The following is a 26,756-nucleotide window of genomic DNA, read 5'->3' as shown; positions in this document are numbered from 1 at the left end:
CCTGCCTGGAGAACAGAAGGTTCTTAACCAGCCCGGCGATGCGCGCCCCGGAGACGGTTTCCTTTTCCAGCCGATCGATTAATCTCATTCTATCCGCGACGTGCCGCCGCCAGGAGCGGCTCCCACGGGTTGAGGGGAATCATGAGCAGGAACGCGACATCGTCCGCCTTGCCGTCTTCGCCACTCCGCCTTCTTTTTCGTCCAAAAATCTTTTTGCTGCTGGCCTGCTCCGGCGCGGCGATTTCGATGTCCGGCTGCCAGAAGCAACAGGCGGCGGAAAAGAAATTGCCGGTGATGGTGACGACGCAGACGGTCGCGGTCGCCGACTACGCGCCGCGAACCTCGCTGACTGGCGTCATCGCTGCCCGCACGCTCAACAATCTGTCGTTCCGCGTCGGCGGTCGCGTCGCCGAGCGTCTGGCCGATGTCGGCCAGCATGTCGACCAGGGCGCGGTGCTCGCCCGCATCGATCCTCAGGAACAGGAATCGGATCTGCGCTCGGCCCAGGCCGATCTCGACGCCGCGCAGGCGCAGCTCACCCAAGCTGCGGCCACCTATGAGCGGCAGAAGATCCTGCTGGCCCGGGGCTTCACCACAAGGCGGGAGTTCGATACCGCCAACCAGACGCTGAAGGTGTCGCAAGGCAGCGTCGATGCTGCGCAAAGCGCTTTGGCCAACGCCAAGGAGAACCTGTCCTACACCGAGCTCAAGGCCGGCGCCGCCGGCATCATCACGGCGCGCCAGGTCGAGGCCGGGCAGGTGGTGCAGGCGGCGCAGACCGTGTTCACCATCGCCGAGGATGGCGACCGCGACGCCGTCTTCAACGTGCACGAGACGCTGGTTGCCCAGACGCCGCCCTCGCCCGCGGTGACGATCACGCTGCTGTCGGACCCGCAGGTGCGCGCGGTCGGCAAGGTGCGCGAGATCTCGCCGGCGGTCGATACCCAGTCGGGATCGATCCGGGTCAAGGTCGGCATCCCCGATACGCCGGCCGGCATGCCACTGGGCGCGGCTGTGATCGGCACGGTCAGCGCCAAATCGGTCAAAGCCATATTGCTGCCCTGGCAGGCGCTGACCGCGATCGGCGGCAAGCCCGCCGTCTGGATCGTCGACCCGTCGAGCAAGGCCGTGGCGACGGCGCCGGTCGAGGTGCTCGCCTTCGATTCCGGCATCGTCGTCGTCGATAAGGGCCTGCAGGAAGGCCAGAGCGTCGTCACCGCCGGCGGGCAGTTGCTGAGCCCTGGACAGACGATCGAAGTGGCGGGGGCAAAGCAATGAACCGGTTGCCGCGCATCGCTCCCCTGCTCGTCCTTGCGGCGCTTGCCGCCTGCTCGCGCTCGGAAGAGAAGCCGCCGGAGGTGATCCGGCCGGTCCTGTCGGTGGTGGTCGAACCGAAGACCGTCGAGACCTTCGGCTTCGCCGGCTCGATCGAGCCGCAATACAGCGCCGATCTTGCCTTCCGTCTGCTCGGCCGCGTCGTCTCGCGCGACGTGAAGGTCGGCGACCTCGTCACCAAAGGCACGACGATCGCGGCGCTCGATCCGACGGCGCTGGAGCTTGCCGTCCAGGCCTCGAAAGCGGATCTGTCGAACGCGCAGGCGCAATTCATCAACGCCGCCGCCAGCGAGGATCGCCAGCGCCAGCTGCTTGCCTCGGCCAATACCTCGCAAGCCACATTCGATGCTGCGAAACAGGCGCGGCAGGCGGCGGAAGCCGCCGTGGAGCGGGCGAATGCCGCCTTGGCCAAGTCGCAGGAACAGCTCGGCTATGCCCGGCTGTTCTCCGATTTCGACGGGGTCGTCACAGCGGTCGGCGCCGAAGTCGGCCAGACGGTTTCGGCCGGACAGACCGTCGTCACCGTGGCGCGCACCGACCCGCGCGAGGCGGTGGTCGACATCCCCGACCAGTTGACCGGCGACCTCACCGTCGGCATGCCGTTCGAGATCGTCCTGCAATCGCTGCCGACCATCAAGACCGACGCAAAGCTGCGCGAGGTCGCGCCGCAGTCGGAAGGCGCCACCCGCACCCGCCGCGTGCGGCTGACACTGGTCAATCCGCCGTCGTCGTTCCGGCTGGGCTCGACGATCACGGCGACGCGCATGACCAAGGTGAACCCGACGATCGAACTGCCGATATCGGCTTTGCTGGAAAAGGACGGCTCCGACAAAGTCTGGGTCGTCGATCCGCAATCCTCCAGCGTGAGCGCGCGCGAGATCAAGGTCGCGTCGAAGAGCGGCGGCAGCTTCACGGTGGCGGAGGGACTTGAGGCCCGCATGCGCGTCGTCACCGCCGGCGTCCACAGTCTGAGCGAAGGCCAGAAGGTCAAAGTGCCGGAGGGCGGGGTCTGATGAAGGGCTTCAACCTCTCCGACTGGGCGCTCGGCCACCGTTCGATGGTCTGGTATTTCATGCTGGTCTTCGTGGTGGCCGGCATCTTCTCCTATCTCAATCTCGGCCGCGAGGAAGATCCCGCCTTCACCATCAAGACCATGATCATCCAGGCCAACTGGCCCGGCGCGTCGGTCAAGGAGACGGTGCAGCAGGTCACCGACCGCATCGAGAAAAAGCTCGAGGAACTGGACAGCCTCGACTTCACCCGGTCCGTCACCACCGCCGGCCAGACCGTGATCTTCGTCAACCTGAAGGACACCACCAAGGCGCGCGACGTCGTGCCGAACTGGCTTCAGGTGCGCAATATGGTCAACGACATCAAGGCCCAGTTCCCGCAAGGCGTGCAGGGGCCGTTCTTCAACGACCGCTTCGGCGATGTCTATGGCAACATCTACGCCTTCACCGCCGACGGGCTGACGCCGCGCCAATTGCGCGATTATGTCGAGGATGTGCGGACCAAGATCCTGACCGTGCCGAATGCCGGCAAGGTCGATCTGGTCGGCGCGCAGGACGAGGCGATCTATCTCGAATTCTCGACGCGACAGATCGCGGCGCTCGGCCTCAACCAGCAGGCGATCGTCGCCAGCCTGCAGGCGCAGAACGCCATCACGCCGTCGGGCGTCATCCAGTCCGGTCCGGAGCGCATCAGCGTGCGCGTCGGCGGCCAGTTCACCTCCGAGGAAAGCCTGCGCGCCATCAACCTGCGCGTCAACGATCGCTTCTTCCGGCTGAGCGACGTGGCGACGATCCGGCGCGGCTATACCGATCCGCCGACGGCGCCGTTCCGCTTCAACGGCCAGGACGCGATCGGCCTGGCCATCGGCATGAAGCCCAATGCCAATCTGCTCAAATTCGGCGAGGCGCTGCATGAGGAGATGCAGAAGGTGCTGGCCGATCTGCCGGTCGGCGTCGGCGTCCATCTGGTTGCCGATCAGCCGGTCATCGTCGAGGAAGCTGTCTCGGGCTTCACGCGGGCGCTCTTCGAGGCGGTCGCGATCGTGCTCGCCGTCTCCTTCATCAGCCTCGGCCTGCGTGCCGGCTTCGTCGTGGCGCTGTCGATACCCCTGGTGCTCGCAATCACCTTCACCGTCATGGAATATCTAGGGATATCGCTGCAGCGCATTTCGCTCGGCGCGCTGATCATCGCGCTCGGGCTGCTGGTCGACGACGCGATGATCGCGGTCGAGATGATGGTGGCGCGGCTGGAGGTCGGCGACAATCTGCGCAAGGCGGCGACCTATGTTTACACCTCGACCGCCTTCCCGATGCTGACGGGAACGCTGGTGACGGTCGCCGGCTTCATCCCGATCGGCCTCAACTCGAGCGCGGCCGGCGAATACACTTTCACGCTGTTCGTCGTCATCGCGGTGTCGCTGCTGGTGTCATGGATCGTGGCGGTGCTGTTCGCGCCGCTGCTCGGGGTCACCATCCTGCCGGCGACGATGAAGGAAAAGCACCACGACCAGCCCGGACGTTTCACCTCGCTGTTCCGGCGCGTGCTCGTGTTCTCTGTGCGCCGTCATTGGCTGACCATCATCGTGACGGTGCTTCTGTTCGCCGCCTCGGTCGCCGGTTTCGGCCTCGTCCAGCAGCAATTCTTCCCGCCCTCGGACCGGCCGGAGCTCATCGTCGACTGGAACCTGCCGCAGAATTCCTCGATCACCGAGACGCGCGACCAGATGGAGCGTTTCGAGCAACGCGCGCTCGTCGGCAATCCCGACATCGACCATTTCTCCTCCTATATCGGCCAGGGCGCCGTGCGCTTCGTGCTCGCCTATGACGTGCAGCCGGCCAATCCCTATTTCGGCCAGACGGTCATCGTCACCAAGAGCATCGAGGCGCGCAACCGGGTGAAGCCGGCGCTGGAGAAGCTGCTGCGCGAGGAGTTCGTCGGCACCGACGCCTTCGTCAAATTGCTGGAGCTGGGTCCGCCGGTGGGCAGGCCGGTGCAGTACCGCGTCGGCGGTCCAGACATCCAGACGGTGCGGGAACTGGCGCAGCAATTCGCCGGCGTGATCTCGGCCAATCCGAAGCTGGCGGCACCGACCTTCGACTGGAACGAGCCGCAGCGCGTGCTGAGGGTCGACGTGCTGCAGGACAAGGCGCGCCAGCTCGGCATCACCTCGTCCGACATCGCCAGCGCCCTGAACAGCACAGTGGGCGGCTCGACGATCACCCAAGTGCGCGACGCGACCTATCTCATCAATGTCGTGGCGCGGTCGCGCGAAGCCGAGCGCGGGTCGATCGAGACGCTGCAGAACATGCAGCTGCCGACCGGAAACGGCGAGTCGATCCCGCTCGCGGCGGTTGCCAACTTCCGCTACGACCTCGAACAGCCGACGGTCTGGCGGCGCGACCGCATCCCGACCATCACCGTGCGGGCCGGCCTGGTCGGCGACGTGCTGCCTGCCACCGTCGTCAACGAGCTGAAGCCTTCGGTCGACGCCTTCATCGCCAAGCTGCCGCCCGGCTATTCGGTCGAGACGGCGGGCTCCGTCGAGGAAAGCGCCAAGAGCCAGGGCCCCATCGCGGCCGTGGTGCCGTTGATGCTGTTCATCATGGCGACCATCCTGATGGTGCAGTTGCAGAGCTTCCAGCGCCTGTTCCTCGTGGTAGCGGTGGCGCCGCTCGGCCTGATCGGCGTGGTGGCGGCGCTGGTGCCCAGCGGCGCGCCGCTCGGCTTCGTCGCCATCCTCGGCGTGCTGGCGCTGATCGGCATCCTGATCCGCAACTCGGTCATCCTGATCGTGCAGATCGAGGACCTCGTCGCCGAAGGCAAAGACCGTTGGGCGGCCGTGATCGAAGCGACCGAGCACCGCATGCGGCCGATCGCGCTGACCGCCGCCGCCGCCAGCCTGGCGCTGATCCCGATCGCCCGCGAGGTGTTCTGGGGACCGATGGCCTACGCGATGATGGGCGGCATCATCGCCGGCACGGCGATCACGCTGCTCTTCCTGCCGGCGCTTTACGTGACGTGGTTCCGGATCAAGGAGCCGAAGGCAGGACAGAAGTCCCCTGTTTTGGATGCCAGCGAACCGTTACAAAGCTCAACTTAGAGCGTTTCATAGCTTGATTGAATCGTAGGGGATTCCCGCTCGGCCTGATTTGTGATTCAAGATGCTGGCTGGATAGGAGGCCAGCATCTGATGGTTCGACCTCTTTCCGATGATTTACGCGAGCGGGTTGTTGCGGCGGTTTTGAGTGGCGAGAGCCGCCGGTCGGCCGCCAAGCGGTTCGGTATCGCAAATTCGACAGCCGTGAAATTGTTGCAGCGTCATCAGGCAACCGGCTCGGTGGCGCCGGGCAAGATGGGTGGCCACCGTAAGCGGGTTCTGGAACCGCATCGAGCCTTCATCGTGGAGCGGATCAACCAGACCTCTGATCTGTCGCTACATCGGCTGAAGGACGAGTTGGCCGCGCGCGGGGTCAAGGTCTCGCACAATGCGGTGTGGCAGTTCCTGCGCCGCGAAGGGCTAAGCTTCAAAAAAAACGCTGTTCGCCCTTGAGCAGGCACGTGCCGATATTGCCCGTCGGCGCCAGCGATGGCGATCCTGGCAGGCCGGCCTCGATCCCCAATGCCTGGTCTTCATCGATGAGACCTGGATCAAGACCAACATGGCTCCCCTGCGCGGCTGGGGGCCGAAGGGCAAGCGGCTGCGCGGCCTGGCTCCACATGGTCATTGGCGCACGCTGACTTTCCTCGGCGCGCTGCGCTGTGATCGGCTCGCGGCACCTTGCGTCTTCGACGGACCGATCAACGGTCAATGCTTCCGCGCCTATGTCGAGCAGCAGCTCATCACCGTGCTGAAGCCCGGCGACATCGTCATCATGGACAACCTGGGCAGCCATAAGTCGGCGGCCATCAGGCAGATGATCAAAGCCGCTGGCGCCAGGCTCTGGTACCTGCCGCCCTACTCACCGGACCTCAATCCGATCGAGCAGGCCTTCGCCAAGATCAAGCACTGGATGCGCCAGGCGCAGAAACGCACCGTCGAGGACACTTGGCGACACATCGGCCACCTCGTCGAAGCCATCGAGGCAGCCGAATGCAAGAACTACTTCGAAAACGCCGGATACGCTTCCGTCAAAACATGAAAGACTCTAGCCTTTTTGGGCCGGTCCATCGTTGTCATTGAAGCCAACAGGCAGCGATTTCGCCCGCTGCCACGGCGATGCCTTCGAACTGCGCCAAGCGTGCCACCCCTTTGGCAAATCGGCCAATTCGAAGATGCTTTCATCCCGTTCAACCACCTCTCGCAGGCCAACGAGCATCATATCACTTTCATCCCGATCTCGGGTGTCGCTGCTGTAGAACTGCCAGCTGCCACCTTCATCATCATCGTCGTCGTAGTCATCGTCACTTTCATGCACAACGTATGCAATCCAGTCGCCGTGTCTGAATATGCCTCTGTCCGACAACACCGCGACGTTCGGCGGGTCTTCGAAGTCCCATCGTTCCATGCGAAATACTCCTAAATTGGCTGCGCTAGGAGGACAAACTCACGCCGTTCGCACAAACCCCTCGCTCGCCCTGAGCAGGTTGCGCGTATAGTCCTCGCTGACGCGATGGCCGATCAATTGGCTCGCGGTCAGCGTTTCCACCGCCTCGCCGTTCCGCATCACCATCAGCCGCTCGCACATGTGGGTGATGATGGCGAGGTCGTGGCTGACCATCAGGAAGGTGAGCTTGCGGCGGCGGCGGACCTCTTCCAGCAGGTTCAGCACCTCCGCCTGAACCGAGGCATCGAGCGCCGAGGTCGGCTCGTCGAGCAGAAGGATCGAGGGTTCGAGGATCAGCGCGCGGGCAATCGCCACGCGCTGGCGCTGGCCGCCGGAGAGCTGGTGCGCATAGCGGAAGCGGAAGCCCTTGCCGAGGCCGACCTCGTCCAGCGCGCGTTCGATGCGCTTCTCGCCATCGGCAATGCCATGGATCGCCAGCGGCTCCTGCAGCAGGCGGTCGACGGTCTGGCGCGGATGCAGCGAACCGTACGGATCCTGGAACACCATCTGCACGTCGCGGTAGAAGGCCTTGTCGCGGGTTTTGCCGAGCCTCTTGCCGTTGACGGTGATGGTGCCCGACGCGACAGGCGCAAGGCCAGTGATGGCCCTCAGCAGCGTCGACTTGCCGGAACCGCTCTCCCCGACGAGGCCATAGGATTCCCCTTCCCGCACTTCGAGGCTGACGCCCTTCAGGGCGCGAAACCGGTCGAAGACCACCTCCAGCCCTTCGACGGTGATGGAAGCCGTCATGCCGCCCACTCCGGCTTGCGGTCGAGCACCGGCAGCGGATGGCGCTCGAAGCCGATCCTCGGCATGCAATTGAGCAGGCCGCGCGTGTAGGGGTGTTGCGCATCGCGCAGTTCGGAAGCCTTGATCTGCTCGACCACCTTGCCGGCATACATGACGACGACCCGGTCGCAGAAGGAGGACACGAGGCGCAGATCGTGCGAGATGAAGATCAGCCCCATGCCGCGCTCGGCGACGAGCTTGTCGAGGATCTTGAGCACGTCGAGCTGCACGGTGACGTCGAGCGCCGAGGTCGGCTCGTCGGCGATCATCAGTTCGGGTCCGGTGACCAGCATCATGGCGATCATGGCGCGCTGGCCCATGCCGCCCGAGACCTCGTGCGGGTAAAGGTCGAAGACGCGCGCCGGGTCGCGGAGTTGCACGGCCTGCAGCATGGCGAGAGCGCGCTCGCGCGCCTCGGCCTTGGAGACCTTCTCGTGCGTGCGCAGCGTTTCGACGATCTGGCGGCCGATGGTCATCACCGGGTCGAGCGAATATTTCGGATCCTGCAGGATCATGGCGATGCGGTTTCCCCGCAGCGCCCGGCGCTCGCGCGGCGATATGGACAAAAGATCGATGCCGTCGAAGGTAAGCTTCTTCGCCGACACCTCGGCCTGCGGCGGGGTCAGCCCCATGATGGCGCGGCCGGTCTGCGATTTGCCGGAGCCGCTCTCGCCGACGATGCCCAACCGCTCGCGGCCAAGCGAGAAGGAAACACCGCGTACGGCCTGCACGAGGCCGGTGCGGGTCGGGAAGGTGACGCGCAGGTCGTCGACTTCGAGGAGCGTGTCGCTCATTGATCGCCACTCCGGGGGTCGAGCGCGTCGCGCAGGCCGTCCCCAAGCAGGTTGAAGCCGAGGCTTACGATGAGGATGGCGGCCCCGGGGGCCGCGGCAACCCACCACTGGTCGAGGATGAAGCGGCGGCCGGACGCGATCATCGCGCCCCATTCCGGCAGCGGCGGCTGCGCGCCGAGGCCGAGGAAGCCGAGGCCGGCGGCGGTGAGGATGATGCCGGCCATGTCGAGCGTCACGCGGATGATCAGCGAGGAGATGCAAAGCGGCATGATGTGGCGCAGCACTATGCGGAAGGGCGATGCGCCCATCAGTTGCACGGCCTTGATGTAGTCGGAATTGCGCACCGTCAGTGTCTCCGCGCGGGCAATGCGCGCGTAAGGCGGCCAAGAGGTGATGGCGATCGCCAGCACTGCGTTCTCGATGCCGGGGCCGAGCGCCGCGACGAAGGCGAGCGCCAGCACCAGCTTCGGGAAGGCGAGAAAGATGTCGGTAATGCGCATCAGGACCGTGTCGGTCCAGCCGCCGGCATAACCGGCGATGGCGCCGACCAGCAGGCCGATGGGCGCGGCGATGATGGCGACGAGGATCACCACGTAAAGCGTCCAGCGCGCGCCATAGACGATGCGCGAATAGATGTCGCGGCCGAGGTCGTCGGTGCCGAACCAGTGCGCCGCACCCGGCGGCAGCAGGCGGGCGTTTTTCAGATCGCCGACGGTCGGCGAATAGGGCGCCAGCACATCGGCAAAAGCGGCAACCACCAGCAGCGCGATGATGATCAGCATGCCGATCAGCGCCAGCCGATTGGCGGAGAAGCGGCGCCAGGCGACATAGGCGCGGCCGAGCCTTGCCTGCAGGCGCGACGCCGGCCGATCGCTGAGCAGCCACGCGCGCCTGGACTGGATCGTTTCAGCGCTCATCCTGTCTTCGTCCTCGGATCGAGCAGCTTGTAAAGGAGATCGGACAGAAGGTTGATGGCGATGAAGACCGAGCCGATGGCGATGGTGCCGCCGAGCACGGCGTTCATGTCGGCGTTCTGCAACGAGTTGGTGATATAGAGGCCGATGCCCGGCCAGGAGAAGACGGTCTCGGTCAGCACCGAGCCTTCGAGCAGGTTGGCGTAGGAAAGCGCGATCACCGTCACCATCGGCACGGCGGCGTTGCGCAGCGCATGGCCCCAGATGATGCGCCTTTCCGACAGCCCCTTTGCGCGCGCCGCGACGATATATTCCTGCGCCAACTCGTTCAGCATGAAGGAGCGAGTCATGCGGCTGATATAGGCGAGCGACAGATAGCCGAGCAGCGCGGCCGGCAGCACGATGTGGCGCCAGGCATCGTAGAAAACGTCCCACTGCCCCTGGATCGCGGCGTCCAGCAGATAGAAACCGGTGATCGGCGTGAAGGTGTATTCGTAGACGACGTCGAGGCGCGCCGGGAAGGCGATCCACTGGAGTTTGGCGTAGAACAGCACCAGCCCGAGCAGCCCCAGCCAGAAGATCGGCACCGAATAGCCGATAAGGCCGACGATGCGGGCGACCTGGTCGATCAGGCTGCCGCGCTTGACGGCGGCAAGCACGCCGAGCGGCACGCCGATGACGGCGCCGATGATCGTGCCCAGCGTCGCGAGCTCGATGGTCGCCGGAAAGACACGGCGGATATCGGACATGACCGGATTGGTGGTCAGCACCGAGGTGCCGAAATCGCCTCTCAGCGCGCTTTTGACGTAGATGTAGAACTGCTCGATCCAGGGCAGATCGAGGCCCATCTCGCGGCGAGTGCGCTCGACGACGGCGGTCGGGGCGCGATCGCCGAGAACGGCCAGCACCGGATCGATCGGGATGACGCGGCCGATGAAGAAGGTCACCGCGAGAAGACCGAGATAGGTCGTCACCGCGATGACCAGGAAACGACCGAGCGACGATAGGATGGCAACGGCGCGGGCGCTGCCGCGCCCCGCCACCGCCTGATTGTCAGTTAGGCTCACCCGTCGCGCCCGGGGTTACTGCTTCGAGACCGCCCAGACGAAGTTGGTGTCGAAGCTCGGGCCGAGCTTGAAGCCCTGGAGGTTCTTGCGCAGACCCGCCACTTCCAGCTGCTGGTGGATGATGACGAAGGGGCTGGTGTCGAGGATCTTCTGCTGCAGGTCCTTGTACATGTCGGCGCGCTTGGCCGAATCCTTTTCCAGGAGTGCCGCGTCGGTCTCCTTGGTCAGGTCCGGAATATCCCAGGCATTGCGCCAGGCCAGCGTCTTGATCTTAGCGTTGTCGGAATTGTCGGGATTGGAGGCGAAGGTCTGGGCGTTGGAGTTCGGATCGAAATAGTCCTGGCCCCATTGGCCGATATAGATGTCGTGGTTGCGGGCGCGGTATTTGGTCAGCGTCTGCTTACCATCGCCGGGGATGATCTCCAGCTTGATGCCGGCCTGGCCGAGCGTCTGCTGGATCGATTCCGCCATGCCGGTGGTCGGTTGTCCCGTGCGCACGTCCATCGTCACCTTGAAGCCGTCCGGCACGCCAGCCTTGGCCAGGAGTTCCTTGGCCTTGGCGACATCGAGCTTGAAGGGATTGTCGTCGACGGCGCCGAGGTCGCCCTTGGGCAGGAAGGACTGGTGGATTTCGCCGATGCCCTTGAGGATGGTCGCGCCCAGCGCATCATAGTCGACCAGATATTTGAACGCCTGCCGCACCTCGGGCTTGGCAAGCGTCGGGTTTTTCTGGTTGAGGCTGATATAGTAGACCGTGCCCTTCGGCGCGCTGGTGCTGGTGAGATCGGCATTCTTGGCGATGGCGTCGAGGTCGTTCGGCTCGAGGTTGCGGGCAACGTCGATATCGCCGGCTTCGAGCGCCAGGCGCTGCGCCGAGCTTTCCTTCATGTTGCGGTAGATGACGCGGGCGAGCTTGGCCTTCTCGCCATTGTAATTGTCGTTGCGTTCCAGCACGACGGCCTCGTTGGCGCGCCATTCGCGCAGCTTATACGGCCCCGAGCCGGCATAGCCAGTCTTCAGCCAGGCATTGCCGAAGTCGTTGTCCCATTTGTAGTCGGCGCTCGGCGTGACGGCGGCGACATGTTCCTTGACCAGCTTCGAGTCGACGACAGAGGCGACGGTGGCCGACAGGCAGTTCAGCACGAAGCTCGGCGCATAGGCCTTGTCGACCACGAACTGGAAGGTGGTGTCGTCGACGGCCTTGGCCTTTTCGGTGACATTGTCGCCGGTGATGCCGAACTGGTTGATGATGAAGGCGGGGCTCTTGTCGAGCTTGACGGCGCGTTCGAAGGAATAGGCTACATCGGCCGCGGTGATCGGATTGCCGGATGCGAATTTCATCCCGGGCTTGAGCTTGAAAGTATAGGTCAGGCCGTCGTCGGACACGGTCCAGCTCTCGGCAAGGTCACCCTTGACCTTGGAGGTGTCGCTGAGGTCCAGGCGGACCAGCAGATCATAGGTGTTGCCGGTGACTTCGGCCGTCGACAGCTCGAACGCTTCACCCGGATCCATCGAGATGATGTCGTCGATGGCAAAGCCCTCGACCAGCGTATCGGCGGGCGTGACCGCGAAGGCGGGCGCGACGAGCAGCGCGGACAGCGCGGCGCCCGCAAGCAAGGCGCGAGAGCGGAGAGCAAACTTTTCGAGCATCATGGTGATCGTTCCCTGTCTTGTTGACCTGAGTTCCCGGCTCAGGGCTCTATTGTTCTTGGCAAGGCCGGCTGCGGCTTTGACCGCTTACCGTCGTGTTTTTTGTCCAGTTGGTCAACACCCTATTCAGCGGCTCTCGAACCGGCAACGGGCATTTTGCCGGACGCCATATCGGACCGGACGGGCCGGCGGAAGTCGACCCATAGGCCGGCTAATTGCAGCCGCCGATCGAGAAAAATCTGCCGGTGTTTGAGACCTGAAAGTCGCCGCTATTTCAGCTGCGCGACCAAACCCGCATCGGGAAAGCAGGTGGCGGGCTTGCCGTTCTTGGACTGCCAGACACCGATCGAGCGGCGGGTCTTGAAGCCGGGCAGGCCGTCGGCGCTGCCGACATCGTAGCCCTTGGCCTCGAGCGCGCGCTGCAAAGCAGCGATGTCGGAGCGGTGCAGGTCGCCGACCGCGCCCCAGGCGCCGACAAAGGTGGCATCGCCTTTGGCGATACGGTCGGCGGCATGGCCGATGAACAGGCCGTAGAGATCGCTGTTGTTGTACTGCTTGATCACATAGAAATTCGGCGTGACGATGAAGGCCGGGCCGCTGCGCCCGGCCGGCATCAGCAGAAAACCCTCCGCCTTCAATTCGCTCGCCGCAAACGCCTTGCCGTCGACGCGCCGGATGCCCATCGCCACCCAATCGGAGATCTTCCTGCCCTGATCGGGTCCCTCGAGCGAGCAGGAGACGTTGGTCGGTACCGTCACCTCGGTCCCCCAGCCGCGCCCCCGCACCCAGCCATAATGGACGAGGTAATTGGCGATCGAGGCGAGCACGTCGGGCGTCGAATTCCAGATGTCGGGGCGGCCGTCGCCGTCGAAATCGACGGCGTGCTTGAGGAACGATGTCGGCATGAATTGCGGCTGGCCGAGCGCGCCGGCCCAGGACGATTTCATCGCATTGACCGGCGCCAGCCCGCGCTCGACGATTTCGAGCGCCGCCAGCACCTCGGTGCGGAAGAAATCCTTCTTCGTCGACATGAACGCCTTGGTGCCCAGCACCTCGAAGGCATCGTAAGGCATCTTGGCCGCGCCGAAGCCGGTCTCGCGGCCCCAGATCGCAAGCACGACGTCGCCTGGAACACCGTAGCGCTTCTCGATCAGCCCGAGCACCCGGGCATTGGCGCTTTCGCGTGTGCGCCCGCCCGTGGTGACGGCGCGGATGATCTTCTCGGCGAAATAATCGGCCGGCGGGCCGAACTCGGCCTGATGCTGCTTCTGCGGCGTGGTCGGCTTTTCGCCGGGCAGGACGAGATCCGGCAGCTTGAGGTTGGGCTTCACGCCAAGGAAGGCGGCGTCGAAGGTTTTTTTCGAAATGCCCTTGGACTTGGCTTCGGGCCAGAGGTCGGTTTGCAGCCAGGCCTGGAACTGGTCGTCGATGGGGGCGGCGTGTGAGGGTGTGGAGAGAATGAGGCTGAATATTGCAAGCAGAAGAAATACGAAGCTGAACTTAGAAAAGTCGCGTTCTGTCGCGCCTCCCTCTGTCCTGCCGGACATCTCCCCCACAAGGGGGGAGATCAGATGTCGCGTCGGCTTTCGCCAATCGCCAAAGTTGCCGGAAGAGCGCCGGGAGCGAAGCTGCCAATCTCCTCCCTTGTGGGGAAGATGTCCGGCAGGACAGAGGGGGGCACGAAGGAATGCCGTCATTTCCAGGTTGCCCCCCAGTCCCCTCAAAACGCCGTCCGCGACCGCAGCGCCGCAGCCAGCGTGCCTTCGTCGAGATAGTCGAGCTCGCCGCCGACCGGAACGCCATGCGCCAGCCTCGTCACCTTGACCTCGAAGCCGGACAGCTGGTCGGTCAGGTAATGCGCCGTCGTCTGCCCTTCGACCGTGGCGTTCACGGCAAGGATCACTTCCTTCACCTCGCCGCCGGCGACGCGGTCGACCAGCGAGCGGATGTTGAGCTGGTCGGGACCGATGCCGTCGAGCGGCGACAGCGTGCCGCCGAGCACGTGATAGCGCACGTTCATGGCCGCCGCGCGCTCCAGCGCCCAGAGATCGGAGACGTCCTCGACGACGATCAGCGTGCCGGCGTCGCGGCGCGGGTCGGTGCAGATCATGCAAGGGTCGGAGGTGTCCACATTGCCGCAGGTCGAGCAGATTCGCACCTTGTCGACCGCCTCGCCCATAGCAGCGGCCAAGGGCTCGAGCAGCTGCTCCTTCTTCTTGATGAGATGAAGCGCGGCGCGCCTGGCCGAACGCGGCCCAAGCCCCGGCACCTTGGCCAGGAGCTGGATCAGGCGTTCGATTTCCGGACCGGCGATTCTCTTCGACATCGCCTTGATCTAGAGCAATTCCAGGAAAAGTGCGAAGCGGTTTTCCGTCCGGAATTGCGTGAAAATGGAAGATGGATCAGTTCGTCGCTTCGTGAAACGGCGGACTGATCCAGGATTTTTCAGCGCGGTTTGGAACAGCCCCGACAGCACAGGGCCCACCATGCTGCCATGGCGGGCCTGCGTCAGATGCAATCGGGTTCAGTTGGTTTCGAGCGGCCGGTCCTGGCTGACGATCATCGCGCCGATGGCGTCGGTGTTCTCAGGCGTCGACTGGAAACCCATCGCCGCTTCCTGCGGCGCGTTGGGCACCGAAGTGACGTAGCGGCCCTTGAGCGTGCCGCCGAAACGCGAGGCGTCCGGCTCGGCCATCGGCTCCTGCATCGCCACGACCGTCGGCTTCTGCGCGAGGCGGCCGGATTTCTGCGACGAGGCAGAAGCGGCCGTCACATAGGTCTCTTCGGCCGGAACGACTGCCGCCTTGGCCGGAAGCGTCGGTTCGGCCGCGTTCATCGCGACCTGCTTGGCCGGATCCTGCCGAACGATCGTCTTGACCACCGGCTCGGCGGAAGCCACCAGCACGGGAGCGGTCGGGTCGACCTTCTGCTGCTTGTCGGAGGCCATGGCGACCATCGGCTCGTCCGGCAGCGGCTGCCAGTTGCGGCCGCGCTTCTCATAGAAGGCGTTGCCGCCGGCCACCATCGTGTAGTGCATATTCTTGTAAGGGAAGTGCAGGCCGGCGGTGTGGAAATACATCGTGTTCTTGAGCTTGGCCTTGCGCTCGCCCTTCAGCACCGCGTCCGCGGCCTCCTCGACATCGGGCAGCGCTCTGGAGTTCATCGGCCGCGTCAGCACGCCGGGCGCGAACTGGCCCCTTTCGCCCACGACCTCGCAGATGGTGTTGCCATGCTGGCCCGAGCGCAGCCGGTTCATCACGACCGTGCCGACGGCGATCATGCCGTCGCGGCTCGACCGGTTGGACTCGAAGAACATCGCCCTTTGCAGGCACTCCTTGTCCTTCATCGAGTATTTGTAGGAGCGCGAGCTGAGGAAGCTCGGCGTAAGGGCGTCGGTCAGACCCGACACCGACATGCCATGGGAGGAAGTGGTCTGGCTGCAACCGGCCAGGAGCAAGGGGGAAGTGACGATGCCGATAAGCAGCAGCGGCGTCTTCCATCGCGTCGCGATCACCAATAAAGCCTCATGTCCAGATGCCAGCCCGCCCCGAGATGTGGCAAGAATGAGACTCTTTCAGGCAAAAAGATGGCTAGAGGGTTAGCAACTTCTGGACTTGGGTAAAACTTTATGAATGTCGCGAAATGAGCCCGTGAGCATTGCCGGCAAAATGGTTAATATTGCGGTTCGGGCTCAATTTCCGTTCATAATCAATTAACTGTTGGAGCCGTCTCAGAACGGCAATTTCATTCCGGGCGGAATCGGCAGGCCCGCCGTCAACGCCTTGGTCTTCTCCTGCATCACCTGCTCGACCTTATTTTTGGCGTCATTGTGAGCGGCCAGGATAAGGTCTTCCAGGATTTCGGCTTCGTCCGCCTTGATGAGCGAGGGATCGATCTTCAGCGCCTTCATCTCGAACTTGCCGGTCAGCGTGATGCTGACCAGGCCGCCGCCCGCCTGGCCGGTCGCTTCGAGCGTCGCGATCTCGTCCTGCATGGCCTGGAACTTGGCCTGCATTTCCTTCGCCTTGCCCATCAGGCCGAGAAGATCTTTCATCGGATGGTCCTCTAAGGTTGTTTCAGATTTCGTCGTCGTCGGCCGCGGGCTCGACAGGCACTTCCGCCTCAGCCTCTTCCACGTCCGGCACGTCCGGAATGCGCACGTCGATGATCTTGGCGCCCGGGAAACGGGCGAGAATGGCCGCGACCGTCGGATCGGCCTTGGCGTCGGAGAAGGCGTTCTCGCGCTTGGTCGTCTCCATCTCGGCCAATGTCTGGCCGCCCTCTTCCTTCGACAGCGACACCAGCCAGTTGCGGCCGGTCCAGGCGCGCAGCTTGGAGGTCAGGTCGTTGAGCAGCATCTTCGGCGCATCGTCGGTCAAGGTGACATCAAGACGGCCGGGCTCGATGCGCACCGGCCGCACGCAGCGTTTCAGCAGCACCTTGAAGGCGATGTCGCGATTGGCGTCGGCAAGCGCGACGATGTCGGCCAGCGACTTCACCGGAACGACGGGGGTTTCGGCGACCGGCGCCGGCGCCGGGACAAAGGCGGCGGGCGCGGGCTGCGCTTCGACCAGACGCATGGTCTGGGCGCCGCCATTTGAACCGGGCATCCGCGCCTGCGCGACGGCACTTGCGTCGCCGCCATTGCCCGGATTTGCCGCCGCGCCATTGGCGCGCGGCGCGCCATTCGGCAGCGGTCCCGCGCCTTCCAGCGATTTCAGCGCCTCGTCCAGCGTCGGCAGGTCGGCGGCATGCGCCAGCCTGATCAGCACCATCTCGCCGGCGCTGACCGGTCGGTTGGAGGACTGAACCTCGGGAATGCCCTTGAGCAGCATCTGCCAGGTCCGCGACAGCACACGCACCGAAAGCCTCCCGGCGAATTCGGCGCCGCGCCGGCGCTCGTCCTCCGAGAGCGAGGCGTCGTCGGCCGCGGCCGGCACGAAACGAAGGCGGGTGACGAGGTGGTTGAACTCGGCAAGATCGGTGAGCACGGCCGCCGGATCGGCGCCGGTATCATATTGCGCTCGGAACTCGGCGAGCGCAGCCGCCACGTCGCCTTTCATGACATGCTCGAACAGGTCGATGATGCGGGCGCGGTCGGCGAGGCCGAGCATGGCGCGCACCGCGTCGGCGCTGACGGCGCCGCTGCCATGGGCGATCGCCTGGTCGAGGATGGAGAGCGAATCGCGCGCCGAGCCTTCGGCGGCCCGCGCGATCATCGCCAGCGCCTCGTCATCGACGGAAATTCCTTCCTTGGCGGCGATCGAGGACAGATGCCCGACCAGCGCGCCGGCATCGATGCGCCTCAAGTCGAAGCGCTGGCATCGCGACAGGACCGTGATCGGCACCTTGCGGATCTCGGTGGTGGCGAAGATGAACTTGACGTGCGGCGGCGGCTCTTCCAGCGTCTTCAACAGGCCGTTGAAGGCCTGAGTGGACAGCATGTGCACTTCGTCGATGATGTAGACTTTATAGCGGGCCGAGACCGGCGCGTAGCGCACGCGGTCGATGATGTCCCTGATGTCGTCGATGCCGGTGTGCGAGGCGGCGTCCATCTCGATGACGTCGACATGGCGGCCTTCCATGATCGCCTGGCAATGTTCGCCGGGGATCGACAGGTCGACGGAGGGCCGGTCGACGGTCGCCGTCTTGTAGTTCAGAGCCCGCGCGAGAATGCGCGCGGTCGTCGTCTTGCCGACACCTCGCACGCCGGTCAGCATCCAGGCCTGGGCGATGCGGCCGGTGGCGAACGCATTGGTCAGGGTGCGCACCATCGGCTCCTGGCCGATCAGCTCGGAAAAATTCGAAGGGCGGTATTTGCGCGCTAGGACGCGGTAGGCGCCGGCCTTGCCGGTCTCCAGGCTTTCCGTCCCCAAATTTCCGGCTTCGCTCATTCGCCGTCAAAAGCTCCCAGTACCGCGACGGAAGGCGGCCGTTTCCTGCGCATAGTCTCGCCCGCACGGCTTGGCGCCGTCAATGTCGCGGGAGAAAGGCGAAGAGGCGGGAGGCTGGAACAATGACCCGTTCCGGGCTCGTTAGGGCTGCTTCCTTCCGGACCTGACCCGGTTGGCGAGTGGATCGTCCACCACCAACCTCCCGCGCTCCATATCGGCAATTCGGCGACGAAATGCAAGGGCAGAGCCCGAACCCGCGCCATAGCGCGGCTGGAAAGTCCTTCAAAACGCCAATAGCGGCCAACGAATCGCTTGCAGGCACCTTGCCGCCGCTCTAGCGTCCCTTGGTTTGAAGAATGCTACAAAACAAAGGAAACGCCCATGCTGCCTGGCCTCAAGGCCGGTTTCACGCTGGACGCCCGATTGGAGGCGGACAGCGAGCAGCTTATGTGGCTTGGCCTTTGCGAGCTCAGATTGATGAACGACCGGCGCTGGCCATGGCTGGTGCTGGTGCCGCAACGGCCGGGCATCGAGGAAATCCACGACATGACGCCGCTCGACCAGGCCATGCTGACCTTTGAGACCAATATGGTGGCGCAGGCGCTGAAGCGGGTGACCGGCTGCACCAAGATCAATACCGGCGCCTTGGGCAACATCGTGCGCCAGCTGCATGTCCATGTCGTCGCCCGCTCCGAGGGCGATCCCGGCTGGCCGGGACCGGTCTGGGGGCACGGCATGCGCGAGCCCTATCAGCGCTCCGACATCAGACGGTTTGCCGAAACGATCAAGGCGGCGCTATAAGCTGACCAGTGTCCATTCAGCATCCGCCCTTGTCCCTCAGCCCGCCCGAGTCCCCATGAGCTTTCGTCTGTTTGACGCGCCCTTGCGCGAGCCGAGCCAATTCGTCGGTTTCGCCGGCAACCGGATCGACCGGCAGTCGGAGAACCGCGCCGACGATTCGGTCGAGAAGGCGCTGGCCGACCGAGCCGCGCGTCTGATGCTGATGCATGGCGGCCGGCTTTACCTCAAACTGGAGGACGGCACGTTCGACCCTTGGTTCAAGGCGGATGAAAGCCAGGCCTTCGCGGTTTCGCTCGACCAGGGCGTGCTGCTCGGCTTTTCCGAGGACGGCCCCGTGCTGGCGGTGCCCGCCGGCGTCGAGCCGGAACAACTGCCCGAGACGGTCAAGGCGATCGACTACCGCTCGGTCTACATGCAGGGGCTGATCGACGAGGCGGCCGCCGGCGCGCTGGCGCAAGGGGCGGCGCTGCTCGCCTGGCACGCCAGCCACGCCTTCTGCTCAAAATGCGGCAACCGCTCGGAAATGCGCGCGGGCGGGTACAGGCGCCATTGCCCTTCCTGCGGAACCGACCACTTTCCGCGCACCGACCCGGTGGCGATCATGCTGACGGTGACACATGAAAAATGCCTGCTGGGACGGGGCCGGCATTTCGCGCCAGGCATGTATTCAGCGCTCGCGGGCTTCATCGAGCCGGGCGAGACGATCGAGGCGGCGGTGCGGCGCGAGACGCTGGAAGAGGCGGGCATCAAGCTCGGCCGCGTCGTCTACCATGCCAGCCAGCCCTGGCCGTTCCCCTATTCGCTGATGATCGGCTGCTTCGGCGAGCCGCTCAACGAGGATATCCAGGCAGACCTCAACGAACTGGAGGACTGCCGCTGGTTTTTTCGCGACGAGGTGCGCACGATGCTGGACAGGGCGCACGCCGACGGCTTGATCACGCCGCCGAAGGGGGCGATCGCCCATCACCTCATCCGCGCCTGGGTCGACAGCGAATAGGAGCGCAAGAATGATCCGTCATACCGTGGTGTTCAGCTTGAAGCACGAGCCGCATTCGCTGGAGACGAAGCGCTTCCTGCACGACGCGAAGAAGATCCTGACCGGGATCAAGGGTGTGGCGCATTTCGAGCAGTTGCGGCAGGTGAGCCCGAAGAACGACTATCAGTTCGGCTTCTCGATGGAGTTCGCCGACCAGGCGGCCTACACGCGCTACAACGAGCACCCCGACCACGTCGCCTTCGTGCGCGACCGCTGGGTGCCCGAGGTCGAGAAGTTTTTGGAGATAGATTACGTGCCGTTAGGGTTCGGCTGAACAACAGCGCTGGCGTCTCAAACCGGCGCGGACCTTTGTGACGTCGTCATTCCAGGGCGGAGCGAAGCGGAGACCCTGGAATCCATGCCGTTACCTCGGCCGAAGGATGCAGCGGTGCGGAATTCTGCAACGTTGGGCAGTGCTTCGACGTAACGGAATGGATCCTCGGGTCTGCGCGCGTCGCTTCGCTCCTTGCTCCGCCCGTGGATGACGAAGCTCAAGCGTCTCGGCAAACCCCATAGGCACAGCTGCCTTAATCCGCCACCTTCCACTCATCGCGCGAAGCGCTCGCCGGATAGACGCCGAGGATGCGCATTTCGCGCGAGAAGAAGCGCAATTCGTCCAGCGCCAGCTTGACCAGCGGATCGTCAGGATGGCCTTCGATGTCGGCGTAGAACAGCGTCGCGGTGAAGGCGCCGAGCTGGTAGCTCTCGAGCTTCGTCATGTTGATGCCGTTGGTGGCGAAGCCGCCCATCGCCTTGTAGAGCGCGGCCGGCACGTTGCGGACGCGGAAGATGAAGGTGGTCATCATCTTGGCGTCCGGCGCGGGGCGCTCCACCCATTGCTTGTTCTTGGTCAGCACGACGAAGCGGGTGACGTTGGAATCGGTGTCCTCGACATTCTTCTCGATGATGTCGAGCCCATAAAGCTCCGCGGCCAAAGCCGGCGCCAGCGAGGCCATGGTGCGGTCCTTGACCTCAGAGACCATCTTGGCCGAACCCGCCGTGTCGCCGGCGATCACGGGTTTCCAGCCGTTCTTGCGGATGTATTTGCGGCACTGTCCCAACGCGTGGATGTGGCTGTGGACGGTCTTGATCTCCTCGCGCTTCACGCCCGGCAGCACCATGAGCTGGAAGTGGATCGGCAGGAAATATTCGCCGACGATGTGCAGCTTCGATTCAGGCAAGAGGTGATGGATGTCGGCGACGCGGCCGGCGATGGTATTCTCGATCGGGATCATCGCGAGATCGGCCTTGCCGGTCTCGACCGCGTTGAAGGCATCCTCAAAGGTCGGGCAGGGCAACGGTTCCATCGACGGGAACATGTTGCGGCAGGCGGTGTCGGAGTTGGCGCCGGGCTCGCCCTGGAAGGAGATTCTGTTGGTCTTTGCAGTCATGCGGACGATCTCAGCTTGAAAGGATCTGCCTGGCGCGTTCCAGGTCGTGCGGCGTGTCGACGCCGAGCGGCAGCGATTCGACGATCTCGGCGTCGATGCGCATGCCGGCTTCCAGCGCGCGCAACTGCTCCAGCCGCTCGCGCCGCTCCAGCGGCGATGGCTTGAGCGCCACGAAACGCTCCAGCGCCGCACGGCGATAGGCATAAAGGCCGATATGGTGGTAGAGCGGCCCCTCGCCCCAGGGCGCGGTGGCGCGGGTGAAATAGAGCGCTTTCAGACGCGTCGCCGACAGCGGCGAGCCGACGATCTTGACGACATTCGGATTGGTCTTTTCCTCGTCGCGCACGATCTCGACGCCGAGCGTGGCGATATCGACCGATTTGTCCTCGAACGGCCGCAGCGACGCGCCGATGATCTCGGGGTCGATGGTCGGCAGGTCCCCCTGGACGTTGACGATCGTTTCCACTTGGCTTTCGGGGTCGAGCGCCGTCAGCGCCTCGAAAATGCGGTCGGAGCCCGATTCGTGATCCGCGCGGGTCATGACCGCCTCGAAGCCATGCGCCTTCACGGCTTGCGCGACGGCTTCGGTGTCGGTCGCCACCACGACACGGCCAAGCCCGGCCTCGGCGGCGCGGCGGGCGACATGGACGATCATCGGCACGCCGGCAATGTCGGCCAGCGGCTTGCCCGGCAGGCGCGTCGAGGCCATGCGGGCGGGGATCAGGATCAAGGTCGACATCGGATTTTTGGGCGGTCGAAAAACGCGGATGGAAAAGTGGCAAAAGGTCTCACTGGAAGCGCCCTTATAGGTGTTGCAACGCCAGAGCAAAAGACCTAGTTTCCGCCCGATTTGACTGGCCTTTCAGGGCAGTTCGCGATACCGACGGACGGAGTGGACGGGACGGTCCGCCGGAAAAGGGAGCAAGGGGCGTATGGATTCCAACGAAGTCAACAAGCTGCTCGGCGGATTTCTGGGAACCTGCTTCATCGTCTTTTCGATAGGCCTCGTCTCGGACGGGCTGTTCGCCTCACCGGCGCCCGAAAAGCCCGGCTTCGCCATCGAGGCGCAGGAGCCGACCGAAGGCGGCCCGGCCGCGCCTGCCGCGGCTGAAAAGCCGATCGCCGACCTGCTTGCCAGCGCCAGCGCCGATGCGGGCGCCGCCATCTTCAAGAAGTGCCAGGCCTGCCATTCCGGCGAAAAAGGCGGCCCGAACAAGGTCGGTCCGGACCTCTGGGACATCGTCGACCGTCCTGTCGCCGAGCATGAGGGCTTCGCCTATTCGGCCGGCATGAAGGATTTCTCCAAGGGCGGCCAGGAGCATTGGACCTACGAGAACCTCAACCACTTCATCACCTCGCCGAAGAAGTTCGTGAAGGGCACCGCGATGGGCTTCGCCGGCCTGCCGAAGGAAGAAGACCGCGCCAATGTGATCGCCTATCTGCGCACGCTGTCGGACAATCCGAAGCCGCTGCCGCAGCCGGGTGCCGCCGCCGACGCTTCCAAGCCCGCCGACGCGACCAAGCCGGCTGACGGTGCGGCCAAGCCGGCCGAGGGAACCGCTCCGGCCAAGCCCGCGGCGCCCGCTCAATAAACAATTTGTCGCAGAGACTTCCTTGGAAAAGCCGGGTTCGTCCCGGCTTTTCTGTTAGGAAAGCTGCATGGGCGGCGACAAAGGCGGCACTTGCGGTTTCCACCGGCGTCAAATGATCTAGATTGCGGTGGGTAAATTCCGCGACGAGGAGAACGCATGAAGGTTGGCCGCTTCCGCACGCTTTTCGCATCGGCATTCGCGCTTGCCTTCGCCGCCAGCCTGCAGGCCGGCTTCGCCGACGAGTGGCGCACGACATCGTCGCTGATCGGACCTTCAAAATACGGCGACAATTTCCAGCATTACGACTACGTCAATCCGAATGCGCCGAAGGGCGGCACCTACAACTCCGTGGTCACCGGCACGTTCGACAGCTTCAACCCCTATATCGTGCAGGGATCGCCGGCCGCGGGGCTGGTTGGTTTCGGCGGCGGGCTGCTTTACGACACGCTGATGGAACAGGCGACCGACGAAGGCAGCGTCAGCCACCCGTTGGTCGCCGAAGCCTACAAATACCCTTCCGATTATTCGTCCGCGACCTACCGGCTCGATCCGCGGGCGAAATGGCATGACGGCCAGCCGATCACCGTCGACGACGTGATCTGGTCCTTCCAGGTGCTCAAGGCCAACAGCCCACAATACAACCGTTATTTCGAGAACGTCACCGAGGCGGTGGCAATCTCCGATCGGGAGGTCGAATTCCACTTCAACCAGAAGGGCAACCGCGAGCTGCCCAAGATCCTCGGCGATCTCGTCGTTTTGCCGAAGCACTGGTGGGAAGGCACGGACGCCAGCGGCAAGAAGCGCGACATCACCAGGCCGACCCTCGAGCCGCCGCTGGGCTCCGCAGCCTACAAGATCGTCAGCTTCAAGCCGGGCTCGGAGATCGTCTGGCAGCGCGTGCCGGACTATTGGGGCGCCAAGCTGCCGGTGAAGGTCGGCCGCGAGAATTTCGATACCCAGCGCTTCACCTACATCCTCGACGACAACGCCGCCTGGCAGGCCTTCACCAAGGGCGGGCTGGACGACATCAAGCCGGAAAACAGCTCGAGGCGATGGAATACGGCGTACAATTTTCCGGCGGTGAGCGCCGGCGACGTGGTCAAGCAGGTGTTCAAGACCACCTCGCCGGAACCCATGCAGGCCTTCGTACTCAATCAGCGACGGCCGCTCTTGCAAGACCGCCTCGTGCGCGAGGCTCTGACGCTTCCGTTCGATTTCGAAACGATGAACCGCACGCTGTTCTATAATTCGAACACGCGCACCCATAGCTATTTCCAGGGTACGGAACTGGCGTCGAGCGGGCTGCCGCAAGGCAAGGAGCTCGAAATCCTGGAAAAATACCGGGACAAGCTGCCGCCCGAATTGTTCACCCAGGAATTCAAGCTGCCGGTCTATGACTCGCCGCAGGCGGAACGGAAATACCTGAAGCAGGCGGTCGATCTCTTCGCCCAGGCGGGCTGGGTTATCAAAGGCGGCAAGATGGTGAACGCCAAGACCGGCGCGCCGTTCAAGTTCGAGATCCTCGGCTGGAACGACACCGATCAGGTCATCGCCAGCCCCTGGATAGCCAATCTGCGCAAGATCGGTGTCGATGCAACGCTACGCATCATTGACCAGACCCAGTACATAAACCGCGTCAACAATTTCGATTACGACGTCATCACCAGCCAGTTGCAGCAGTCGGAATCTCCCGGCAACGAGCAACGCGACTTCTGGAGTTCGAAGGCTGCCGATTCGCCCGGATCACGCAATTATTCCGGGATAAAGAATCCAGTGGTCGACGCCCTCGTGGATCGCATCATCTTCGCCACCGACCGGGACGACCTTGTCGCCGCCACTCATGCGCTCGACCGCGTCCTTCTGTGGAACTACTACGTCGTTCCGCAATATTATCGCGCGGTGATCTGGCTTGCCTATTGGAACAAGTTCGACATGCCTGAGAAGCAGCCCACCTACCGGGGCGCGGATATCGATTCCTGGTGGATCGACCCGGTGAAGGAAAAGGCGCTGGCCGCCAAATACAAGGGTCTCAATTGATGGAGCGGCGGACTTTGCTCCCTCGCCGCGACTTCCTGGCGCTCGGCGCCGCAGCCGCTGCCGCGGCGCTGCTGCCCGGCCGGGCCTTTGCCGAGACGCCTACCGGCGTCGAGCTGCACGGCCTGTCGGCCTTCGGCGACCTGAAATACAAGCCCGACTTCACGCATTTCGACTATGTCAATCCGAACGCCCCGCAAGGCGGCACCTTCAACTTCTCGCCGCCCAATTGGGGCGCCAACCAGAGCCCGCAGACCTTCAACACGCTGAATTCCTTCGTCCCCAAGGGCGATTCCCCGCAGCGCATGGAAATGTGCTTCGATTCGTTGATGGTGCGGGCGCTGGACGAGCCGGACGCGGTCTACGGGCTGATCGCCGAGAGTGTCACGCTCGCGGACGACCGCAACAGCTTCACCTTCTCGCTGCGCCCGCAGGCACGCTTCCATGACGGCACGCCGCTCACCGCCGACGATGTCGCCTTCACCTTCAAGCTGTTGAAGGACAAAGGGCATCCGGACTACGCGCTATCGCTGACGCATCTGGATGACGCTGCGGCGAAGGACACCCACACGGTCGAGCTCAAATTCTCCGGCAAGCAGTCGGCCCGCACGATCCTCAATGTGGTCGGGTTCCCGATCCTTTCGAAGGCCTTCTTCACGGCCAACCCGTTCGATTCCTCGCAGCTCAATCCGCCGCTCGGCTCAAGCGCCTATAAGGTCGGGCGCTGGTCGGCGGGCGCCTGGATCGAATATGAGCGCGTGCCCGACTATTGGGGCAATGACCTGCCGGTCAACCGCGGCCAGAACAATTTCGGGCGCATCCGTATCGAATTCTACCAGGATCGCACGGCCGGCTTCGAGGCCTTCAAGAAGGGAGAGATCCTCTACCGCGAGGAATTCACCTCGCGTGTCTGGGCAACGGCCTACGACTTTCCGGCCTTCACCGGCGGCAAGGTGATCAAACATGAATTCCCCGCCGAAACCACGCCTTCCATGCAGGCCACGGCGGTCAACCAGCGGCGGGAGCAATTCAAGGATCCGCGCGTGCGGCAGGCGATCGCGCTCTGCTTCGATTTCGAATGGACGCGGCGCAACTTCTTCTACGGTTCCTATGAGCGCTCGCAATCCTGCTTCGAGAAATCCGACTTCCGCGCCTCTGGCATGCCAACACCGCAGGAACTGGCGCTGCTTGAGCCGCTGCGCGACCAGTTGCCGCCGGAGACCTTTGGTGAGGCGGTGACGCAACCGCCATCGGACGGGTCCGGGCGTGACCGCAAGCAGTTGAGCGCTGCGCTGAAGCTGCTCGCCGAGGCCGGCTGGAAACGCTCCGGCGATTTCGTGCTCAACGACAAGGGCGGGCGGCTGACCGCCGAATTCCTGGTCGACGACGAGACCTTCGTGCAAGTCTATTCGCCCTGGGTCGCCAACATGAAGGCCATCGGCATCGATGCCTCGATCCGCCTGGTGGATTCAGCGCAGTACCAGCTCAGGCAATCGACATTCGATTTCGACCTTCTCTCGGCCGCCTTCAATTTCAGCGCCACGCCGACCCGCGACGATCTGGAAATCTTCTTCCATTCGCGCAGCGCCGCAGTGTCTGGCTCGCGCAACCTGTCGGGAGTCGCAAGCCCGGCGATCGATGCGTTGATCGATGCCGTCGGCACCGCCAAGGACCGCGAAAGCCTGACCACCGCCATGCGCGCGCTGGACCGGGCCTTGCGCGCGCGGCGCGATTGGATTCCAAGTTGGTATCTGGCGAATCACCGAAGCGCCTATTGGGACATGTTCGGCTTCCCCGAACGGAAACCCGATTTCGGCTTTCCGGTCGAGGCGCTGTGGTGGGTCGACAAGGGCAAGGCGGCAAAGATTGGCAAAGCCTGACATGAACCTTTGCGCGGGGTCGGA

The 26,756-nt window shown here is 64.0% G+C and carries 23 protein-coding genes and 1 other RNA gene; 10 read left to right on the top strand and 14 right to left on the bottom strand.

What is annotated here, in order from left to right:
- Positions 1–246 precede the first annotated feature (246 nt).
- From MJ8_RS04005 to MJ8_RS03990, 4 genes are all read left to right on the top strand, one after another.
- Entirely contained in the window at positions 247–1,278 is a 1,032-nt protein-coding gene (locus MJ8_RS04005; RefSeq protein ID WP_225248118.1) for an efflux RND transporter periplasmic adaptor subunit, read from the top strand.
- Positions 1,275–2,348 carry an efflux RND transporter periplasmic adaptor subunit gene (locus MJ8_RS04000; protein ID WP_201413194.1) on the top strand — a complete coding sequence of 358 codons (1,074 nt, stop codon included), beginning with the start codon at positions 1,275–1,277 and terminating at the stop codon, positions 2,346–2,348. Before MJ8_RS04005 ends, MJ8_RS04000 begins: the two co-directional genes overlap by 4 nt.
- Positions 2,348–5,446, top strand: a complete 3,099-nt coding sequence (locus MJ8_RS03995) for an efflux RND transporter permease subunit (protein WP_318528204.1) — start codon at positions 2,348–2,350, stop codon at positions 5,444–5,446. Before MJ8_RS04000 ends, MJ8_RS03995 begins: the two co-directional genes overlap by 1 nt.
- Before the next feature lie 90 nt (positions 5,447–5,536).
- A protein-coding gene (locus MJ8_RS03990) for an IS630 family transposase (RefSeq protein WP_201410559.1) occupies positions 5,537–6,485 on the top strand; the annotation gives its coding sequence in 2 pieces (ribosomal slippage) (positions 5,537–5,872 and positions 5,874–6,485; 948 coding nt in all).
- A gap of 6 nt (positions 6,486–6,491) precedes the next feature.
- On the opposite strand, the gene MJ8_RS03985 is transcribed toward MJ8_RS03990, so the two are convergent.
- The 12 genes from MJ8_RS03985 to ffs form a co-directional block, all read right to left on the bottom strand.
- Positions 6,492–6,851 (bottom strand): hypothetical protein, encoded by a 360-nt coding sequence (locus MJ8_RS03985; RefSeq protein WP_201413193.1) that lies wholly within the window; start codon positions 6,849–6,851, stop codon positions 6,492–6,494.
- A 39-nt stretch (positions 6,852–6,890) separates the two neighbouring features.
- Positions 6,891–7,640 (bottom strand): ABC transporter ATP-binding protein, encoded by a 750-nt coding sequence (locus MJ8_RS03980; RefSeq protein ID WP_201413192.1) that lies wholly within the window; start codon positions 7,638–7,640, stop codon positions 6,891–6,893.
- Complete coding sequence (locus MJ8_RS03975; RefSeq protein ID WP_201413191.1) at positions 7,637–8,473, bottom strand: ABC transporter ATP-binding protein; 837 nt, start codon at positions 8,471–8,473, stop codon at positions 7,637–7,639. The genes MJ8_RS03980 and MJ8_RS03975 overlap by 4 nt, the downstream gene beginning before the upstream one ends.
- Positions 8,470–9,390 (bottom strand): nickel transporter permease, encoded by a 921-nt coding sequence (nikC, locus tag MJ8_RS03970; protein ID WP_201413190.1) that lies wholly within the window; start codon positions 9,388–9,390, stop codon positions 8,470–8,472. Before nikC ends, MJ8_RS03975 begins: the two co-directional genes overlap by 4 nt.
- Positions 9,387–10,454: an ABC transporter permease gene (locus MJ8_RS03965; protein ID WP_201413189.1), complete on the bottom strand. Its 1,068-nt coding sequence runs from the start codon at positions 10,452–10,454 to the stop codon at positions 9,387–9,389. Before MJ8_RS03965 ends, nikC begins: the two co-directional genes overlap by 4 nt.
- Before the next feature lie 15 nt (positions 10,455–10,469).
- Positions 10,470–12,107 (bottom strand): ABC transporter substrate-binding protein, encoded by a 1,638-nt coding sequence (locus MJ8_RS03960; RefSeq protein WP_412177090.1) that lies wholly within the window; start codon positions 12,105–12,107, stop codon positions 10,470–10,472.
- Between the two features lie 266 nt (positions 12,108–12,373).
- The gene (locus MJ8_RS03955) at positions 12,374–13,651 is read right to left on the bottom strand and encodes a lytic murein transglycosylase (RefSeq protein ID WP_201413188.1); all 1,278 of its coding nucleotides are present in this window, start codon (positions 13,649–13,651) and stop codon (positions 12,374–12,376) included.
- A 173-nt stretch (positions 13,652–13,824) separates the two neighbouring features.
- Positions 13,825–14,430 (bottom strand): recombination mediator RecR, encoded by a 606-nt coding sequence (recR, locus tag MJ8_RS03950; RefSeq protein WP_040985994.1) that lies wholly within the window; start codon positions 14,428–14,430, stop codon positions 13,825–13,827.
- A gap of 198 nt (positions 14,431–14,628) precedes the next feature.
- Positions 14,629–15,618: a cell wall hydrolase gene (locus MJ8_RS03945; RefSeq protein WP_201413187.1), complete on the bottom strand. Its 990-nt coding sequence runs from the start codon at positions 15,616–15,618 to the stop codon at positions 14,629–14,631.
- Between the two features lie 216 nt (positions 15,619–15,834).
- Positions 15,835–16,158 (bottom strand): YbaB/EbfC family nucleoid-associated protein, encoded by a 324-nt coding sequence (locus MJ8_RS03940; RefSeq protein ID WP_040993963.1) that lies wholly within the window; start codon positions 16,156–16,158, stop codon positions 15,835–15,837.
- 22 nt (positions 16,159–16,180) lie between these two features.
- The gene (locus MJ8_RS03935; protein WP_201413186.1) at positions 16,181–17,998 is read right to left on the bottom strand and encodes a DNA polymerase III subunit gamma/tau; all 1,818 of its coding nucleotides are present in this window, start codon (positions 17,996–17,998) and stop codon (positions 16,181–16,183) included.
- 106 nt (positions 17,999–18,104) lie between these two features.
- Positions 18,105–18,201, bottom strand: an RNA gene (gene ffs / locus MJ8_RS03930) — signal recognition particle sRNA small type.
- Between the two features lie 178 nt (positions 18,202–18,379).
- On the opposite strand from ffs, the gene MJ8_RS03925 reads away from it, so the two are divergent.
- The 3 genes from MJ8_RS03925 to MJ8_RS03915 are packed head-to-tail and all read left to right on the top strand — an operon-like array spanning position 18,380 to position 20,109.
- Positions 18,380–18,799 carry an HIT domain-containing protein gene (locus tag MJ8_RS03925; RefSeq protein ID WP_201413185.1) on the top strand — a complete coding sequence of 140 codons (420 nt, stop codon included), beginning with the start codon at positions 18,380–18,382 and terminating at the stop codon, positions 18,797–18,799.
- 55 nt (positions 18,800–18,854) lie between these two features.
- A complete protein-coding gene (gene nudC, locus MJ8_RS03920) occupies positions 18,855–19,796 on the top strand; it encodes an NAD(+) diphosphatase (protein ID WP_201413184.1) in 942 nt (313 codons plus the stop codon).
- A gap of 10 nt (positions 19,797–19,806) precedes the next feature.
- A complete protein-coding gene (locus tag MJ8_RS03915) occupies positions 19,807–20,109 on the top strand; it encodes a Dabb family protein (protein ID WP_201413183.1) in 303 nt (100 codons plus the stop codon).
- 253 nt (positions 20,110–20,362) lie between these two features.
- Here MJ8_RS03915 and MJ8_RS03910 read toward each other — a convergent pair whose 3' ends face one another.
- Positions 20,363–21,226, bottom strand: coding sequence for a prephenate dehydratase (locus tag MJ8_RS03910; RefSeq protein ID WP_201413182.1), 864 nt, complete (start codon positions 21,224–21,226; stop codon positions 20,363–20,365).
- 10 nt (positions 21,227–21,236) lie between these two features.
- Positions 21,237–21,965: a 3-deoxy-manno-octulosonate cytidylyltransferase gene (locus tag MJ8_RS03905; RefSeq protein ID WP_201413181.1), complete on the bottom strand. Its 729-nt coding sequence runs from the start codon at positions 21,963–21,965 to the stop codon at positions 21,237–21,239.
- A gap of 193 nt (positions 21,966–22,158) precedes the next feature.
- Between MJ8_RS03905 and MJ8_RS03900 the strand changes: the two genes are divergently transcribed.
- From MJ8_RS03900 to MJ8_RS03890, 3 genes are all read left to right on the top strand, one after another.
- Positions 22,159–22,818: a c-type cytochrome gene (locus MJ8_RS03900; protein ID WP_201413180.1), complete on the top strand. Its 660-nt coding sequence runs from the start codon at positions 22,159–22,161 to the stop codon at positions 22,816–22,818.
- Positions 22,819–22,974: 156 nt separating this feature from the next.
- The gene (locus tag MJ8_RS03895; protein WP_201413179.1) at positions 22,975–24,855 is read left to right on the top strand and encodes an extracellular solute-binding protein; all 1,881 of its coding nucleotides are present in this window, start codon (positions 22,975–22,977) and stop codon (positions 24,853–24,855) included.
- Complete coding sequence (locus tag MJ8_RS03890) at positions 24,855–26,732, top strand: extracellular solute-binding protein (RefSeq protein WP_201413178.1); 1,878 nt, start codon at positions 24,855–24,857, stop codon at positions 26,730–26,732. The genes MJ8_RS03895 and MJ8_RS03890 overlap by 1 nt, the downstream gene beginning before the upstream one ends.
- Positions 26,733–26,756: the final 24 nt, after the last annotated feature.

Origin of the sequence: Mesorhizobium sp. J8 (assembly GCF_016591715.1) — a bacterium.
Classification (GTDB): domain Bacteria; phylum Pseudomonadota; class Alphaproteobacteria; order Rhizobiales; family Rhizobiaceae; genus Mesorhizobium.
Note: the sequence above shows the minus strand (reverse complement) of the source record. Positions and strands in the feature narration are given on the sequence as shown.